Raw genomic sequence first — 16,138 nt, 5'->3', positions numbered from 1 at the left:
AGCGAGCCCATGCAACCGACCCAGGATGGCTTCGTCTACGCTTCGCTGAGCCAGCTGATGGCGTTCGAGTACCGCGTGCGCGGTTTGAGCTTTCTGGCGCGTCAGCCCTTGGCGAGCATTCTGGCGGGCAACCATGCCTCACGCCTGCGTGGCCGTGGCTTGAGCTTCGACGAGCTGCGCCGTTACATACCTGGCGATGACCTGCGACACCTCGACTGGCGCGCCTCGTTACGCTATGGCAAGCCGTTCGTGCGCACGTTTACCGAGGAGCGCGACCGGCCGACGCTGCTGCTGGTCGATCAGCGCATGAACATGTACTTCGGCTCCAGGCGCAGTTTCAAGTCGGTCACCGCTGCCGAGCTTGCCGCGTTGTCGGCATGGATCGCCCTGCAGGCCGGTGATCGGGTGGGCGGGCTGGTGTTCGACGATCAGCAGGTGGTGCACATCAGGCCGCTGCGCAGCCGCGCACGGGTGCAGGCACTTTGCGCAGCAGTGGTGCGCAGCAACAATCGCCTCAGTGCGTCAGGGCCGGACAGCGAGCTGGAGGGGCAACTCGACAATGCGCTGCGCACTGTCCTCGGCCTGGCCGGGCATGATGCGCTGATTTGCATCATCAGTGACTTTGCCGGCGTGTCGGAGCAGACCTTGAAGCTGTTGCGCCAACTGAGCGCGCACAATGATGTGATCGCCATGCAGGTGTATGACCCCATTGCGCTGGATGTCCCTGACAAGGGGCGTCTGAGCGTGACGCAGGGTGAGGTACAGATCGACCTTGAGGTTGGGCGGCGCCAGGTGCACCGGCCGTTGGGCGACTTTTTCTCCGGGCGCCTGCAGGACGTGGCTCAGTTGCTGCGCCGCAGCCAGATACCCCTGATGATGATCAGTACCGGCGACGAGGTGCTGGGCCAGGTACAGCGTGAACTGGGGCGGCTTGGGGGAAGTGCCCGATGAGTGCCCGGCCGTCGCCTGCCGCCATCGACCAGCTCAAGGAGCTGCCGTTGCCGGTACCGCCGTTCAGTTACGCCCCGCACACCTGGGGCTGGGCGGTATTGCTGGCCTTCGTGGTGCTGGCAGGGCTCGCTTATGCCGTGTATGCCTGGCGGCGCTGGCAGCGCAATCGCTATCGGCGTGAGGCGCTGTTGCGGCTCGACGCGCTGGTGGGGGCGCTGGCCAAGCCCGAGCAGCGTCTGGCGGCCCTGCGTGAAGTGCCGGAGCTGCTCAAGCGGGTAGCGCTTTCCATGCCCGATGCACCCGCGGTACACAGCTTGTCGGGCGCGCAATGGCAGGTGTTTCTGCAGCAGCGGGCACGCTTTGCCTTGCCTGGGCAGTTCGCCGCGCAACTGCACACGCTGGCTTATGCGCCAGACCTGCAGGTGCAGGCGATCGGCGAACCTGAGCTGCGGACCCTGGTGAACACCTGCAGGCGCTGGATCGAGGCTCATCATGTGGCAGTTTGATTACCTGTGGGTGTTCTTGTTGCTGCCCTTGCCCTGGGTCGTCTACCGTTTCATGCGCCCTTATCACGAGGCGCGCAGCGCATTGCGGGTGCCGTTTTTCTTCGCCATGAGCCGTGCAGTGAACCAGTTGCCGGGCACCTCGCCACCCTCGGGCGGACGCTGGCAAGTGCTCGTGAACCTGCTGGTATGGGGTCTTCTGGTGGCGGCCTGCGCGCGGCCCGTACTGGTGGAAAAGGCCATTGAGCGTGAGCAACCGATCCGCGACATGCTGCTGGCGATCGATATTTCGCAGTCCATGCAGGCCAAGGACTTTACTGACGCCAATGGCCGGCAAGTGGATCGGTTGAGCGCGGTGAAAGGGGTGGTCCGCGACTTCATCGCCCAGCGCAAGCAAGACCGCATCGGCTTGATCGTCTTCGGCACGGGCGCCTACCCACAGGCGCCCCTGACCCTCGATCATGCCAGCCTCTCGCTGCTGCTTGATGAAGTCGGTGTGGGGATGGCTGGGCCGAATACCGCCATAGGCGATGCCATTGGCCTTGCCATCAAGCTGCTGGACCAGGCCAATGAGCAGGAAAAGGTGATGGTGCTGCTGAGCGACGGCAACGACACCGGCAGCGCCATAACGCCTGAACACGCGGCAGCCTTGGCCAGTGATCGGAATATCGTGGTACATACCATTGGTATCGGCGACCCCCAGGCCAGCGGTGAAGACAAGGTGGACTTGCAGGCGCTGGAGGGCATCGCGCGTACCACCGGTGGCTGGTTCTTCCGCGCCGATGACCGGGGCGCGCTGGCGCAGGTGTATGCCACGCTCGACCGGATCACCCCGCACCGCGTCAAGACCTTCAGCCATCAGCCCAAGCGTGACCTGTTCTGGTGGCCACTGGGGGCGGCCCTGCTGTTGCTCGCCTTGGGGCATAGCCTGGCAGCCATAGCCGGCCCGTTGCGGGCACGGCCTGCGCAGGGGAGGCCGTGAATGGACATCGACCTCAGCGCCTTGCACCTGCTACGCCCTTACTGGTTGTTGCTGTGGCTACCGGCTGCGCTGCTGCCGTGGGCCTGGCAGCGGCGCCATGATCTGAAGCGGCAGTTGCACGGCGTGATCGCTCCACACCTGGTCGAGCATTTGCTCATCGTCCCCGAGGAGCAACAGCGGGTGCGGCCCGTTCACCTGCTGGCAGCACTGCTCGGCCTGGGTGCCCTGGCCGCCGCCGGGCCGACCTGGCAGCGAGATATCCCGGCGTTCGTCGACAACCGTGCGCCGTTGATCCTGGCGCTGGACCTGTCGCCCTCGATGGATGCCGACGACGTCCCCCCGTCCCGCCTGCAAGCCGCCAAACATACCTTGCACGACCTGGTGATGCGCCGCGCGGGCGCGCGTACAGCGCTCATCGTGTATGCCGGCAGCGCGCACCTGGTGCTGCCCGCCACGGAAGACCCGCAGTTGCTCGATACGTTTTTGCAAGCGCTGACCACCGATTTGATCGCCAAACCCGGCAAGGACGTGGTGGGCGTGATCGAAGTGGCGAAACGCTTGCTTGCTGCCGAACAGGTGCCCGGCACGCTGGTGCTGCTGACCGATGGCGCCGATGCCGGGCAGCTGTCGGCACTCGCGGGCGCGCTGAAAGGCAGCGACCTGCAGGTGATGGTACTGGCCGTTGGCAGCCACGACAGCGGTGTTTTGCATGACGCCCAGGGCCGTACCCGCGTCGATGCCGAAGGGCGCCCGCTACAGGCGGACTTCGATCAGCAGGGCTTGAGGCAGTTGGCCAAAGCCGTCAACGGCCCGCTGGGCAGCCTGACCCTGAGTGACGACGACCTGGACTGGATCGAACTGCATGCGCAGCAGCATTTTCAGGCAGCCCAAGGCGACGCGCAGCAGGTGCACTGGAAGGACGCCGGCTACTGGCTGTGCTGGCCGCTGGCGCTGATCGCGCTGTTGTGCCTGCGCCGTGGCTGGAAGGTGCACTGGATGGCCACCGTGCTGGTGGCGGCATTGCTGGGCACGCAGCCGCAAACGGCGCAGGCCGGGCCTGTCGCTGATGCCTTCTTCACGCCTGACCAGCAGGGTCGCTGGGCCTTTGAGCATGGCCATTACCCGCAGGCTGCGGCGCATTTCAACGACCCTTACTGGAAAGGCCTGGCTGCCTACACCGCCGCCGACTATGACGTTGCCCTGGTCAGCCTCGGCAAGGTCGATACCGCCCAGGCTTTTTTCTACCGGGGCAATATCTACGTGCGCCAGTTCAAGTTCCCCCAAGCGGTCCAGGCCTACCAACAGGCTTTGAAGCGGCAGCCGGTGTTTCCCGAGGCCAGCGCCAACCTGGCATTGGCACAGGCGCTGCTCAAAGACTACGAAGACCAGCAAAAGGCAGGTACACCAGACGAGAAGGCCGACAAGGTGGTGGAGGACCAGACACCCTCCAAAGGCGCCCGGCAGAAGCAGCAAACTCCGCAGGCCGCTTCGGACCAGGTCTGGCTGAACAACCTGACGACGTCGCCGGCACAGTTCCTCAGGCGCAAGTTCCTGCTTCAGGACGCCTCACGGCAAACCCCGGAGGGCACCCGATGAAACGCTTGCTGTTGCTGCTAGGGCTCTACCTGCCATTGCTCGCGGTCGCGGCACCCGAGGCACGCGTGCAGGTGCGGCTGCTGCCGGCCGGTGACACGGTAGTAGGCGCGACGCTCGAGTTGCAGATCGACTTATTGGTGGACACCTGGTTCACCCAGCCGGCCGTGTTGCCGGTGATCGAATTGTCGGGTGCTACGGTGAGCGCGCCGAGCGGTGAAGCGCAGCATCTGAACGAGCGAATCGACGGCAAGACCTTCTTTGGCCTGCGTTACACCTATCAGATTACCCCGCAAACGGCCCAGGCCTTCACACTCCCGGCGCAAACCTTTCAGGTGTTCCCCGGCCAGGCGGATGCCCCGGTCACGCTTACCAGCGAACCGCTGGCGTTCGCAGCCAAGGCCCTGGCCGGCGACGCGACTGTGCACCGCCTGGTGGCACGAAACGTCAGCCTTGAGCAACAAACACAACTGTCGCATTCGCCGTTGCGGGCAGGGGACAGCGTTACCCGCCGTGTTATTACGCAAGCCGAAGGTGCGCAGGCGATGCTGATACCGCCGCCACCGTTGGTCGACATCAAAGGCCTTAAAAGCTATGTACAAACCCCTCGTATTGCGTCGCTCAGTGATGGCCGCGGGGGCTCGATAGGCGGCCAGCGCGAGGACAGTGTGAGCTATGTGGTATCGGCTGCCGGACGTTACCAATTACCCGCGATCGAACTGCAGTGGTGGGACGCGGCTACTGGTGAGGCCAGGCAAGCAACGTTGCCCCCCATCGACGTCAACGCCATCGAGGGTGGTTACAAGGCGCCGTTTTCCATCGACCAGGACCTGCGCGCGCTCGGCCGTCAGGCCCAGTTGCGCCTGCCCGGTTACGGGTTGTGGGCAGCGGGCTTGCTGGTGCTTGGCGGAGTGCTGATTTACTTTGCACGGCCGTGGATGCAGGTGGTGTGGCGGCATTTGAAAGGCTGGCGAACAGCGCGGCGTACGGCGCGGTTGCAGTCTGCCGACCATGCCTGGCGGCAGGCGCGTGCACAACTTGCGCAAGACCCACCTCAGCTCGACGGGCTATACCTGTGGATCCGGCGGGTTACCGGGCAGCGCACGGTGTCAGAATTTTCCTTATCTTTGCCATCCTCATTGCGAATACGTCTACTAGACTGGCTCCAGAACCGTTACGGCAATGGCAGTGAAGTACGCCAGGTTGCGCCGTCACTGAGCCCGATTCTGCCAGCGCTGCGGCGAGCGGCGGTGAACGGGCGGCAGGTCAGTCACCCTGAAGGCTTGAAACCACTCAACCCATGAGTTTTTGCCTGAAGTGGATAGGCAGCACAGAGGAGGGATACTTCATGCTCGACCTGCACCGTACGCGCTGGTGGTTGACCTGGTTGCTCGTGTTGCCTTTGGCTGTGCAGGCCGCGAACCCGCTGCCTTCCTGGCGGGAGGGTCCTTCACGGCAAGCCATCGAAGCTTTCGTGGGCGCCGTGACCACCGAGGGCGGCAAAGATTACGTGCCCGAGGCCGAGCGCATCGCCGTCTTCGACAATGATGGCACGCTGTGGAGCGAGCAGCCGCTGTATTTCGAAGTGCTGTTTGCCCTCGACGAGGTCAAAAGGCTCGCACCGCAGCACCCGGAATGGGCCACCCAACAGCCGTTCAAGGCCGTCCTTGAGGGCGGCCAGCAAGCACTCATTGACAGCGGCATGGACGGTATGCTGAAGATCGTGGCCGCCACTCATGCCGGGGTCAGCACCGAGGCTTTTATCACCAATACCCAGCGCTGGCTGGCGAAGGCCGTGCACCCTCGCACCCACAAGCCCTTCACCGAGATGGTCTTCCAGCCCATGCTCGAGCTCTTGCAGTACCTGCGGGCCAACGGTTTCAGGACTTACATCGTTTCAGGCGGCGAGGTGGCCTTCATGCGTGCATTCGCTGAGGAAGTCTATGGGGTGCCGCCAGAGCAAGTGATAGGCACCATACTGGAAGCGCGCTTTATCGACGACAACGGTAAATTGTCTATCGAACGGCTGCCCAAGTTGCTGCACAACGATGATGGCCCAGGCAAGCCGGTGAGCATCGATGCTCATATCGGCCGTCGCCCTATCTTCGCCTTCGGCAACTCCGACGGCGACCTGCAAATGTTGCAGTGGACCATGGCTGGCGACGGCAAGCGCTTTGCCGGGCTGGTCCACCACACCGATGCGACACGCGAATGGGCCTATGACCGCGACAGCAAGGTCGGGCACCTGGACAAGGCGCTGGATGCCGCCATGGGTGCGAACTGGACCGTAGTCGATATGGCGCGCGAGTGGCAGCGCATCTACCCATTCGAAAGCAACCAGGTTCAATGAAAGAGAACCGCAGGGCACAGGGAACCAGCCAAGCAGTAGGTCGATCGTGCACGTAGTCGTGGCAAATGCCAGTAAACGTGATACGGAGAAACCGCCTTATGAAGTCCAGTAGAAGATGGATAACCACATTCGCGCTCGCCGCTACTGCGGCGGTGAGCGTGTGCACGGCGAGTGCCGCGGAAAAACCCAATATTCTGGTGATATTCGGCGATGACATTGGCCAGACCAATATCAGTGCCTACGGCAAGGGCGTGGTCGGCTATCAGACGCCGAACATCGACCGCATCGGCCAGGAAGGGATGCTGTTCACTGACTATTACGCCGAGAACAGCTGCACCGCTGGGCGTTCTACCTTCATCACCGGGCAGACACCGCTGCGCACCGGTTTGTCCAAGGTCGGTATGCCTGGGGTGCCCGTGGGCTTGCAGGCGCGCGATGTCACCATTGCCCAGGCACTCAAGGCGCAGGGCTATGCCACTGGCCAGTTCGGCAAGAACCATTTGGGCGACCGGGATGAATACCTGCCGACCAATCATGGGTTCGACGAGTTTTTCGGCAACCTGTATCACCTCAACGCCGAAGAAGAGCCGGAGCGTGAACTGTGGCCTAAGGATGATGAGGCATTCGTCAAGGCTACCTCGCCGCGCGGTGTGATCAAGTCGAGCGCCGATGGCAAGATCGAGGATACCGGTGCGCTGACCAAGTCGCGCATGGAGACCATCGACGACGAGACCACCCAGGCGGCAATCAACTTCATCGACAAGCAAGTCAAGGCTGACAAGCCGTTCTTCGTCTGGATGAACACCACCCGTATGCACCTTTATACCCATGTACGTGAGTCGATGCGTGGGCAGAGCGGCATGCCGGGCAATGAGTATGCAGATGGCATGCTCGAACACGACGGTGATGTGGGCAAGCTGCTCAAGACCCTCGATGACCTGAAGATCGCCGACAACACCATCGTGGTCTACACCACGGACAACGGTCCTAACCAGTTCTCCTGGCCTGATGCCGCGACGACGCCGTTCCGCAACGAGAAGAACTCCAACTGGGAAGGCGCCTACCGCGTGCCGGCGATGATCCGTTGGCCGGGCAAGGTCAAGCCGGGCACGGTGTCCACCCAGATGTTCTCGGGGCTGGACTGGTTCCCGACACTGTTGGCCGCAGCCGGTGACACTGACATCAAGGACCGTTTGCTCAAGGGCACCGATGTGGGGGGCAAAAACTTCAAGGTGCATCTGGACGGTTATAACCAACTGGACTATCTGACCGGCAAAACGGACAAGAGCGCACGTAACGAGTTCTATTACTTCAACGACGACGGTGAACTGGTGTCGATGCGCTTCGGCAACTGGAAGCTTGTGTTCTGCGAACAGCGCGCCCCGGGTGGCTTCGCCGTCTGGAGCGAGCCGTTCACCTGTCTGCGGGTGCCCAAGGTCTTCAATCTGCGTATGGACCCGTATGAACGCGCCGATGTCGTCTCCAACCAGTACTACGATTGGGTGACCAAGAACGACTACCTGATCTTCCAGGGAACCCGCAAAGCTGCCGCATTCCTGCAGACGTTCGTGGAATACCCGCCGAGCCAGCGTCCGGCAAGTTTCAGCATCGACCAGATCCGTGCTGACGTGGACAAGAAGATCGAAGAGAAGATGAAGCAATAACGGCAATGCCCCGCGCCCGCCCTTGGCGGGCGCATTCTTTCATACCCAGTGCGGACAGGCGTGTGAGTCCGTTAAGGCTTGATGATGCCAGCAGTCGTGAACCTTCCCCGCGCCGGCAGCCCCGGCACCACCGAAACGCAAGCACCGCTGCAATGGCTGATGCCTGCGGCGCTGCTGTTCGCCTCTGGTGGTGCAGCGCTGATCTATCAGGTGCTTTGGGTCAAGCAGCTGTCTCTGGTGGTTGGGGTGGAGGTGTATGCCATCACCGCTGGCATCAGCGCGTTTTTTGCAGGGCTGGCCATGGGCGGCCTGCTGTTCGGTCGCTGGGCTGACCGCTTGCGCCACCCGGTCAGGCTCTATGCGGGGCTGGAGTTGGCGGTCGCTTTACTGGCGGTGGCGGCGACCTTGGGGCTGGCGCAGAGTGCGGCACTGTTTGCCCGCCTGGAGGCAAATGTCGGCTTGCTGGCCTGGCTGCTGCCACTGAGCCTGGTGGGGCTGCCCGCCTTTTTGATGGGCGGAACCTTGCCTGTACTGGTTCGAGCGCTGACCCCCAGTGACGCGCAGACGGGGGAGGCGGGTGGTCGGTTATACGCCGCCAATACCGCTGGCGCAATCTGCGGCACCTTGTTGGCGGCATTCGTCTTGCTGCCCCTGCTTGGCGTCACCGGGGCCGCCTGCGTAGCGGGGGCGTTGAATCTGCTGGCCGCGCTGGGCGCCTGGTGCGGGCGCGGCAGGGATGAGCGGGCCTTGCCTACCTCTGCCACTGCCTCGCTGCCGCGCACGCCGCAGGCTCGCTTGGCCATCGCCCTGTATTGCCTGGCAGGCGGCGTGGCGCTCGGTTACGAAGTGGTGTGGACCCAATCGATCGTGCAGTTCATGAGTACCCGCGCGTTTGCCTTCTCCGTGGTGCTGGCCACGTACCTGACGGGGTTGGTCCTGGGCAGTGCACTGTATGCCCGGCGCGCCGACCGCATCCGCGACCCTTGGGGGCTGTTCGGCCTGCTGATCGCGTCTGCCGGGCTGTTGGCGTTGTTGCAGATTGCCGGGCTCGGGCGGTGGCTGGTGACCTGGCAGACCCTGCTGGAAAGCCATGTACTGCAACTGACCGGCAGCCAGTTGGCTGGAATGTGCGCGCGCTTTGCGGCTGCCGCAGTGTGCGTGGTATTCATCCCGACCACGTTGCTCGGGGCGGCATTTCCGCTGGCCCTGCGCCTGGCCGTGGACAGTGGCCAAGTGGGGCGGGACGTGGGGGCGGTGATTGCCCTCAATACCCTGGGTGGCATCGTCGGTGTCATGCTCACGGGGTTTGTCCTGGTGCCTGGAATAGGGCTGGTGCGAACTTTGGTGGTGCTCGCTTGCCTGGCGGCGGCCATCGGGGCAGTAGCGACATGGCGCGGCAAGGCCGTGCACAAGGGCATGCGGGCAGCGGTCCTGCTGGTTGGCGGCGCGACCCTGGTTTCCGGCGCACTTACCCCACCAGAACGCTTGGCACAGTTGTTACCAGGTGCGCGTAGCGGCGAACTGGTGTTCTACCAGGAAGGCCGCGGCGGCACGGTAGCGGTGGTCAACCAGCAGCGTCAGGGACAAGCGTTCAACCGCCTGTACATCCAGGGTGTGTCCAACACTGGGGATGCCATGCCGTCACTGCGCTACATGCGCCTGCAGGCGTTGCTGCCATTGCTGATACATCGCGGCGAGCCGCGCTCGGTGCTGGTGATCGGCTTCGGCACCGGGATCACCGCCGGTGCAATGCTGCGCTATTCAGGCCTGGAGCATCCGGTGGTTGCCGAACTGCTGCCGCAGGTACTGGCAGCGGCGCCGCTGTTCTCCGGTAACTACGACGCTGTGAACGATCCGCGCCTTGACATCCGCCTGCGTGATGGGCGCCGGGAGCTTTTGCGTAATGAGCAACGATACGACGTGATCACCCTGGAGCCACCACCGCCCTCGGCAGCAGGGGTGGTCAACCTTTACTCGCGCGACTTCTATCAGTTGGCAGCGTCTCGCCTGCAGGAGCATGGACTGGTGGCTCAATGGCTACCGCTCCCCACCCAGAACGACGAGGACAGCCGCTCGCTGGTACGCAGCTTTCTTGACGTGTTCCCGCATGCCTCGCTGTGGACCACTGAGTTTCACGAGATGCTCTTGATCGGCTCGGCAACGCCGATGGTGCTGGATGTACCGCGCATCCGCCAACGCTTCGAGCAACCCCAGGTTTCGGCTGCCCTGGCCCAGGTCGGCGTAAGCTCGGTCGAAGCATTGCTGGCCACCTGGGTGACCGACCGGCAAGGGCTTGAGCGTTATGCCGGCGATGCACAGCCGGTTACCGACGATCGGCCCCGTATCGAGTACGCGCCGTGGGTACGGCCGCGCGAAATCACCCGCGTGCTACCGGCATTACTGGCGCTGCGGGTAGCGCCGCCATTGGAAAATGCCAACCCCTCGGTGCTCGCCGCGGTGAATGATGAGTGGGCGTTGCTGCGTCGTTTTTATGGGCTGTCGCTGCTGGCCTACAACGGCAATCGCCAGGCCTGGATGCGCGAGGCGCGGGCCTTGGCGCCGATCAGCGCAGAGAATCCTTACATGCGCTGGTTTACCGGCGGTAGGCGCTGAACTGAACCCACGGTTAGAAACTGCGTCAGGCCTGGCTATTACTGCATGTTGCGCCTGCACGGGGCCATGGCTGGGGCCTGATCAGCACCGGAGGGTTCATCGCTCACGCGGAGTTTTCAGGTTTGGACGGGGCCGCGTGCCACTGCTCCTTGGGCACCCATTTGGGTTGCTCGGGGTCGCCCAGGTAGTGAGGCGACATGATTTGCACCCCATACTCATTGAACACGTCCTGGATATTGGCGTGCAACAGGCTCAGGAGCTGCGCGCGTGGCCTGGGCTCTGACGGAATGGCCTGGGCCACTAATCGATACTCGGGGTAGAAATCCGACAGCGCCGTCTGGAATACCTGGGGCGCGGGCGTTTGCAGCACGCCGTCGGTGCGACGAGCCGCTTCCAGCAACATCGCCTCGACCTGACGCCAGGGGGTGTCGTAGCCGATGGTCACCACGGTATCGACCACATAGCCTGGCCCTTCCACGATACGCGAGTAGTTCTTGGTCACCGAGCCGGTAATCATTGAATTGGGAAGTGTCAGCACTTCGCCAAGCCCGGTGCGTATGGATGTGGTGAAGATGCCCACTTCGGTCACCGTGCCCTCGTAATCGCCCACGCGTACAAACTCGCCGACGCGCATCGTGCGTGTGTAGGTAAGGATCAATCCGGCGGCCCCTTGGCCGATGACACTGGTCGCCCCCAGTGAAATCATCAGACCGAGCAACACCGAGAGCCCCTTGAAGGCATCGGTACCCGAGCCGGGTAGATAGGGGTAGGCCATCACCAGGGCGAATAGCCATATTGCCAGCGACGTCAGGCGCATGGTCGGTTGCAAGGTTTCGGCGGTCAGCCATTTCAACGTGCCCGGGCGTGCCATGCGCCTTAGCACACGTTTGGAGAAGGCGCTGATACCGCGGGCGATGAAGAAGATCGACAGCGCAACTACCAGGCCGGGCATGGCACGTAAAATGCCGCTGACCAGGTAGTTGAGCAGCTCCATCAGGTGGATATTGAGGCTTTCACCCCAAGACCTTGTGTAGGGGAACTGAGACAGCACGAAGCCCAGCCACTGGTAGCAGAACAACAACACGACCAACCAGTACAGCAGCCAGAGTGAGCGGTCGATCAGGTAGTACAGGTTCTGCAGGTCGAACAGTTGCGTGTGGCCGACCTTGAGGCGCTCGGAGTGTTTGCCCATCAGTTTGGGCAGCAGTCCCAAGAGCTTGCGTCGACAGTAGCCTGCGGCCTTTACCAGCATGAAGAACACCAAGGTTGCCGCAGCGCCGTAGCCTATCGCCGTGAGCAAAAAGCGCAGGCTACGCGCCTGACGGGTTTCCTCGACGACAAGGCGCAGGTTCTCGGCGGCCTGCTCGGCGGCTTCGCCTGCTGTAATGCTATCGGCCGCAGCATCCAGCGGCGTCACGATGAATGCACGGCGCCCCCCCAGCAGCACCAGGTAGCTGCGCAGAATAGGGTCGACGCGAACCTCCAGATCGTTTGTTTCCTGGAGTGTTTCCTCGATGACCTTCTTGGCGCGCTGGGCGCGCACCTTGGGTGTTTCGCCCAGCAGCGTCGCACGAAAGACCAGCACCGTGCGGTTGATGACGGTCAGCGGGGCGGGCTCGGCAATGACACCCTCTACCTCTGGCCCGGACTGAGGGTTGTCTGCATGGAGCAGGGGCGAGAACAGCAAGTGGGTCAGTAGCACCAGCCAAGCAGCCCGTCCGAACCTGCGCTTCTTGCCCATTTGACAGCCCCTGTGCCGGCGTGTGGATTGCTACCAGCATAGTCGGCTTCAGCCAGCATTCAGTGGCTTAGTTCGCGTGCAAGAGGATCACGAAGTTCTTCTTCATGTCTTCCACTACGGTCCATTTGCCCTTGGCGCCCGGTTCGATAATGAACGTGTCGCCAGCGGCCAGTTTGACCGGGGCGCAACCCTCAAGCTCGATGATGCAGCATCCACTCAAAACGTGGCAGAACTCCCAGACTTTGTAGTCAATGCGCCACGCCCCGGTGCTGGCTTCCCATTCTCCGGAAATGCGACCTTGCTGTTCATCGTGATAGTACTTGGACGTCAGCGTGTGAGGGGTACCTTCCAAAACTTCTTCAAAGAAGGGCAGGTCGCGCAGCGGTTGGATATCCAGTTCGCGGAACACGGTCAGTTTCTGGTTCATGGCTGTTTCTCGAGCACGTTGTGAGTAGGGCGATACATTAAATAGGCTTCACCGGTTACACCGAGCATCGGGTGCGGAACGATCTGGCAGGTTTTCACGATCTGAAATCCATGACGTTCGTAGAAGCGGCGTGCACCGTGGTTTTCTGCGTAATCGATCAGGCACAGTCCATCGAGGCCAGCGTCGTCAGCGCGCTGCTGGGCGTGGCGAAGAAACTGGGCACCCAGCCCCTGGCTCCGCCAGGCCTCATCCAGTGCCAGGCTGGATATGTACAAGGTATCGGGTATTTCCATGTCGGAATAAGGCGCGAGGACGGGGTCGGTCTCGGCTGGCCTGTCAGGCGTCGCGCGCAAGACATAGCTATGCATCATGCCGATGACGCGCCCTTCGAAAGTGGCCATCAGGCAGTTCTTGTATGAAAAGTCGCCCTGTTCTCTGGCATAGCGAGACGCACCGACACTCAGCAGTGCTTCTCCGGGGGCAGCGAGCTTGCTCCATATGTAATCGGCCATGCCCTCCGATGTCAGTTGAAAGAAGCGCGCAATATCATGCGCGTCCGAGACCCGAGCGGGTCTGAAGTCGATAGACATGTACAGTGCTCCCAAGGGGCCGCGTGGTCATTTTGCAAGGGCTAAGCCTTTGGCTGCGGGGCAGGGTAGACGGTTTCAGCGGTTCCCATGATGCTCTGCGCGAACACCATCAGCACGGCGCGCGACACTGCCCTCATGCCCTCATGCCCTCATGCCCTCATGCCCTCATGCCCACATGCACGTGGCGCTATAAAAGGTTCGGGATGGCTTGGGTATTGGATCGTGCAACCCCTTTCAAACCGCCGACGAAGCCTCTGTGCAGAGCGTCCGTAAATCCACTAAATTGTGGGTAAATGTAGAAAACAAGCGATAAGACGCAAATTAAGGGAATTAGCTCGCTTGATAGGGCCTGGCGTTAATTCTATAATTTTGTGGATTAACTGGCACAGAGCGGGCTAGGTATACACTATGTTGGATTTAAGCTTCAGCAAGCCGAGTGAGGTCGTGAAGCGCCTCTGCGATCGCTTGCGCACAGAGCGCTTGGCGCGGGACATGACACAGGCGGACTTGGCCGGGCGTGCCGGCATCGCCACAAACACAGTGTCCAACCTTGAAGCCGGGCGCAATGTCGGATTCGAGAACGTCGTTCGGGTGGCGATGGCGCTTGGCCGGACCAAGGAACTGGAAGGCCTGTTCCTGCCAAAACTGGACAGCATCGAGGATATCCGGCGCTACGAAAACAGCGCCAATCGTCTTCGTACCAAGAGGAAACCCGGCAATGCTTGAGCAGGTGAACGTCTTCTACGAAGGATGGGGGGAGCGATGGCAATGGGGCACGCTGGTCTCCACGACTGCCCTGACTGGTCGTCCACTGATTGTGTTCGAGTACAGCAATGAAGCCAGGCAAAGGGGCTTGGAGCTGTCGTCCTACACGCTGCCGTTGGAGGGGGCTCAACTGCGCCGAGACTTTCCAGACCACCAACTGTACTTGCCAGGGCCTGTTTACGACGCCTTGCCGGACGGATGGGGCATGTTGCTGATGGACCGTATGTTCAGGCGCCGCGGGCTCACCACAGCGCGCATCGGCTCACTGGAACGGCTGGCCTATATCGGTGGTAATGCCATGGGGGCCATGACGTTTGAACCCGTGGCGCCCGAAGGGCAGGCGTCTGAAGTCCACATCCCGCTGGAGCAGCTAGCCGCCGAAGTGCAGGAAGTGCTCCATGGAGACGGCGGTGAGTTCCTGCAGAGGTTGCTGCTGGTGGGTGGCTCGCCTCAAGGTGCAAGGCCTAAGGCCCTTGTCTATCGTGATCCCGAAACTGGCCGGTTTACAACTGCCGTGACGGCGGGCTTTGAAGCCTGGCTGGTCAAGTTCCCGGCCAAGGAAGAGCATGCCGAGGTGTGCGCTGTCGAAATGGTCTACGCCGAATGCCTGCGCATGTGCGGTATCGAGACCCCTGACACGCAGTACTTCAGCCTGCCTGATGGGTTGGCGGCGTTTGCCAGCAAGCGGTTTGACCGTCAGGATGGCCTGCGCGTGCCCATGCAAAGCCTCGCGGCCTTCACGGGGGCGAATTACCGGTCTCCAGGCGTGTTGGACTACGTCAATTTCCTTCGGGCAACCCAGATGTGTACCAACGACGTGCGAGAGATGGCGGTGGCCTTCGAACGTGCTGTCTTCAATGTAGCGTTCAACAACAGAGATGATCATCCCAAGAACTTTGCCTACGTCATGTCGCAGGACGGTCATTGGAGACTGTCGCCGGCCTACGATGTGACCTTTTGCGAGGGATCAGGTGGATATCACCAGATGGATGTAATGGGGGAGGCCCTGTCGATTACCCGCACACAAATGTTTCGGCTTGCCGAGGAAGCCGAGGTGCCCCCGGAGGTTGCAGGCAGAATGATTGACGGCATTTGTGAGGTGGCTAGCCAGTTTGCAAGCATCGCCGAGAACCTGTACCCACAGGTCATTACGCCAGACACCTTGCGCACGATCCAAGGCCGCATCGATCAGAACGTAGCTCGGTTACAGGGCAACGGTTGCCATTGAAGCAGGGAGGAGCGGGCGCTCAGTCGGCGCGCCGATTTTTGGCAAGGGATATCGAAGGGCGGGATGGTGATGCCCTCATGGAGAGACCACCAAGTTGATCGGATAGCGCTCGGCGCTGGTTGGGAACAGCAAAGAAGGAAATTGTTGGAGAGCGTCCGGGGAAGGCCCAATGCGATGGGCTAACCGGTGATCCTTTAGCATTGAGGTCTGCGCATGGAATATCGCGTTCGTCCCGCCACACGCAACGATGCAGCAGCGATTAGCCGCGTAGTTCTAGCCGCCCTGCGTGAGTCAAATTCACAGGACTACCCGCCTGATGTGATCGCTCAGGTTGAGCGGAGCTTTGCTCCTGAAGTCGTCACTGCACAACTTGCCAAGCGCAGGGTTTTCGTAGCCTTGCTGGGCGATAACATCGTTGGCACTGCCGGTCTTGACGGTGATGTGGTCAGAAGTGTTTTCGTTGACCCGGCTCACCAAAAAGGCGGCATTGGCCGGCATCTGATGGATGTCATTCATGCGACCGCTGCCCACGCCGGCATTGGGGCTGTACGTGTGCCATCGTCGATTACCGCCGAGAAGTTCTATGCCGCCCTGGGCTATCAGAAAATCCGCGACGAGTTTCATGGGGCTGAGCGCACCATCGTAATGGAAAAACGGCTCCAGGATTAGCCCAGGCTAGCTACCCGTTTATTCGGCAACGACTCAGCACATCCTTGAGATCAACATACAGA

General features: G+C 61.8%; 14 protein-coding genes. 11 read left to right on the top strand and 3 right to left on the bottom strand.

The features are described from left to right. Nucleotides 1-9: 9 nt before the first annotated feature. The 8 genes from ACF8RA_RS08875 to ACF8RA_RS08840 all read left to right on the top strand — a co-directional run bounded on the left by ACF8RA_RS08875 (nt 10) and on the right by ACF8RA_RS08840 (nt 10,656). The gene (locus ACF8RA_RS08875; protein WP_325950882.1) at nt 10-951 is read left to right on the top strand and encodes a DUF58 domain-containing protein; all 942 of its coding nucleotides are present in this window, start codon (nt 10-12) and stop codon (nt 949-951) included. Further along, the gene (locus tag ACF8RA_RS08870) at nt 948-1,457 is read left to right on the top strand and encodes a DUF4381 domain-containing protein (RefSeq protein WP_176684042.1); all 510 of its coding nucleotides are present in this window, start codon (nt 948-950) and stop codon (nt 1,455-1,457) included. The genes ACF8RA_RS08875 and ACF8RA_RS08870 overlap by 4 nt, the downstream gene beginning before the upstream one ends. Next, entirely contained in the window at nt 1,444-2,436 is a 993-nt protein-coding gene (locus ACF8RA_RS08865) for a vWA domain-containing protein (protein ID WP_392487948.1), read from the top strand. Before ACF8RA_RS08870 ends, ACF8RA_RS08865 begins: the two co-directional genes overlap by 14 nt. Next, nucleotides 2,437-4,032, top strand: a complete 1,596-nt coding sequence (locus ACF8RA_RS08860) for a VWA domain-containing protein (RefSeq protein WP_176684040.1) — start codon at nt 2,437-2,439, stop codon at nt 4,030-4,032. Next, nucleotides 4,029-5,333, top strand: a complete 1,305-nt coding sequence (locus tag ACF8RA_RS08855; protein ID WP_392487947.1) for a hypothetical protein — start codon at nt 4,029-4,031, stop codon at nt 5,331-5,333. The genes ACF8RA_RS08860 and ACF8RA_RS08855 overlap by 4 nt, the downstream gene beginning before the upstream one ends. A gap of 44 nt (nt 5,334-5,377) precedes the next feature. Then, nucleotides 5,378-6,379 (top strand): HAD family hydrolase, encoded by a 1,002-nt coding sequence (locus ACF8RA_RS08850; protein ID WP_392519074.1) that lies wholly within the window; start codon nt 5,378-5,380, stop codon nt 6,377-6,379. A 98-nt stretch (nt 6,380-6,477) separates the two neighbouring features. Beyond that, a complete protein-coding gene (locus ACF8RA_RS08845; protein WP_176684037.1) occupies nt 6,478-8,043 on the top strand; it encodes an arylsulfatase in 1,566 nt (521 codons plus the stop codon). Nucleotides 8,044-8,127: 84 nt separating this feature from the next. Next, entirely contained in the window at nt 8,128-10,656 is a 2,529-nt protein-coding gene (locus tag ACF8RA_RS08840) for a fused MFS/spermidine synthase (RefSeq protein WP_176684036.1), read from the top strand. A gap of 103 nt (nt 10,657-10,759) precedes the next feature. On the opposite strand, the gene ACF8RA_RS08835 is transcribed toward ACF8RA_RS08840, so the two are convergent. The 3 genes from ACF8RA_RS08835 to ACF8RA_RS08825 all read right to left on the bottom strand — a co-directional run bounded on the left by ACF8RA_RS08835 (nt 10,760) and on the right by ACF8RA_RS08825 (nt 13,414). Then, a complete protein-coding gene (locus ACF8RA_RS08835; RefSeq protein ID WP_392519071.1) occupies nt 10,760-12,397 on the bottom strand; it encodes a mechanosensitive ion channel family protein in 1,638 nt (545 codons plus the stop codon). A gap of 67 nt (nt 12,398-12,464) precedes the next feature. After that, nucleotides 12,465-12,824, bottom strand: a complete 360-nt coding sequence (locus ACF8RA_RS08830) for a cupin domain-containing protein (RefSeq protein ID WP_392487945.1) — start codon at nt 12,822-12,824, stop codon at nt 12,465-12,467. Continuing rightward, complete coding sequence (locus tag ACF8RA_RS08825) at nt 12,821-13,414, bottom strand: GNAT family N-acetyltransferase (RefSeq protein ID WP_021782299.1); 594 nt, start codon at nt 13,412-13,414, stop codon at nt 12,821-12,823. The genes ACF8RA_RS08830 and ACF8RA_RS08825 overlap by 4 nt, the downstream gene beginning before the upstream one ends. A 408-nt stretch (nt 13,415-13,822) precedes the next feature. Between ACF8RA_RS08825 and ACF8RA_RS08820 the strand changes: the two genes are divergently transcribed. From ACF8RA_RS08820 to ACF8RA_RS08810, 3 genes are all read left to right on the top strand, one after another. After that, a complete protein-coding gene (locus ACF8RA_RS08820; RefSeq protein WP_021782301.1) occupies nt 13,823-14,140 on the top strand; it encodes a helix-turn-helix domain-containing protein in 318 nt (105 codons plus the stop codon). Beyond that, nucleotides 14,133-15,407: a type II toxin-antitoxin system HipA family toxin gene (locus tag ACF8RA_RS08815; RefSeq protein WP_392519069.1), complete on the top strand. Its 1,275-nt coding sequence runs from the start codon at nt 14,133-14,135 to the stop codon at nt 15,405-15,407. The genes ACF8RA_RS08820 and ACF8RA_RS08815 overlap by 8 nt, the downstream gene beginning before the upstream one ends. 213 nt (nt 15,408-15,620) lie before the next feature. Further along, nucleotides 15,621-16,076, top strand: coding sequence for a GNAT family N-acetyltransferase (locus ACF8RA_RS08810; protein ID WP_279934964.1), 456 nt, complete (start codon nt 15,621-15,623; stop codon nt 16,074-16,076). Nucleotides 16,077-16,138 lie beyond the last annotated feature (62 nt).

The sequence above is a fragment of the Pseudomonas sp. FYR_5 genome (genome assembly GCF_043106315.1).
Taxonomy (GTDB): Bacteria; Pseudomonadota; Gammaproteobacteria; order Pseudomonadales; family Pseudomonadaceae; genus Aquipseudomonas; species Aquipseudomonas putida_Y.
This window is presented reverse-complemented; position numbering and strand designations above follow the sequence as displayed.

Bases quoted from the DNA above. Each gene is read 5' to 3' on its own strand.
- ACF8RA_RS08830 (WP_392487945.1), bottom strand. From the start codon at position 12,824: ATGAACCAGAAACTGACCGTGTTCCGCGAACTGGATATCCAACCGCTG.
- ACF8RA_RS08840 (WP_176684036.1), top strand. From the start codon at position 8,128: ATGCCAGCAGTCGTGAACCTTCCCCGCGCCGGCAGCCCCGGCACCACC.
- ACF8RA_RS08865 (WP_392487948.1), top strand. From the start codon at position 1,444: ATGTGGCAGTTTGATTACCTGTGGGTGTTCTTGTTGCTGCCCTTGCCC.
- ACF8RA_RS08815 (WP_392519069.1), top strand. From the start codon at position 14,133: ATGCTTGAGCAGGTGAACGTCTTCTACGAAGGATGGGGGGAGCGATGG.
- ACF8RA_RS08835 (WP_392519071.1), bottom strand. From the start codon at position 12,397: ATGGGCAAGAAGCGCAGGTTCGGACGGGCTGCTTGGCTGGTGCTACTG.
- ACF8RA_RS08875 (WP_325950882.1), top strand. From the start codon at position 10: ATGCAACCGACCCAGGATGGCTTCGTCTACGCTTCGCTGAGCCAGCTG.
- ACF8RA_RS08820 (WP_021782301.1), top strand. From the start codon at position 13,823: ATGTTGGATTTAAGCTTCAGCAAGCCGAGTGAGGTCGTGAAGCGCCTC.
- ACF8RA_RS08825 (WP_021782299.1), bottom strand. From the start codon at position 13,414: ATGTCTATCGACTTCAGACCCGCTCGGGTCTCGGACGCGCATGATATT.
- ACF8RA_RS08860 (WP_176684040.1), top strand. From the start codon at position 2,437: ATGGACATCGACCTCAGCGCCTTGCACCTGCTACGCCCTTACTGGTTG.
- ACF8RA_RS08845 (WP_176684037.1), top strand. From the start codon at position 6,478: ATGAAGTCCAGTAGAAGATGGATAACCACATTCGCGCTCGCCGCTACT.
- ACF8RA_RS08855 (WP_392487947.1), top strand. From the start codon at position 4,029: ATGAAACGCTTGCTGTTGCTGCTAGGGCTCTACCTGCCATTGCTCGCG.
- ACF8RA_RS08810 (WP_279934964.1), top strand. From the start codon at position 15,621: ATGGAATATCGCGTTCGTCCCGCCACACGCAACGATGCAGCAGCGATT.
- ACF8RA_RS08870 (WP_176684042.1), top strand. From the start codon at position 948: ATGAGTGCCCGGCCGTCGCCTGCCGCCATCGACCAGCTCAAGGAGCTG.
- ACF8RA_RS08850 (WP_392519074.1), top strand. From the start codon at position 5,378: ATGCTCGACCTGCACCGTACGCGCTGGTGGTTGACCTGGTTGCTCGTG.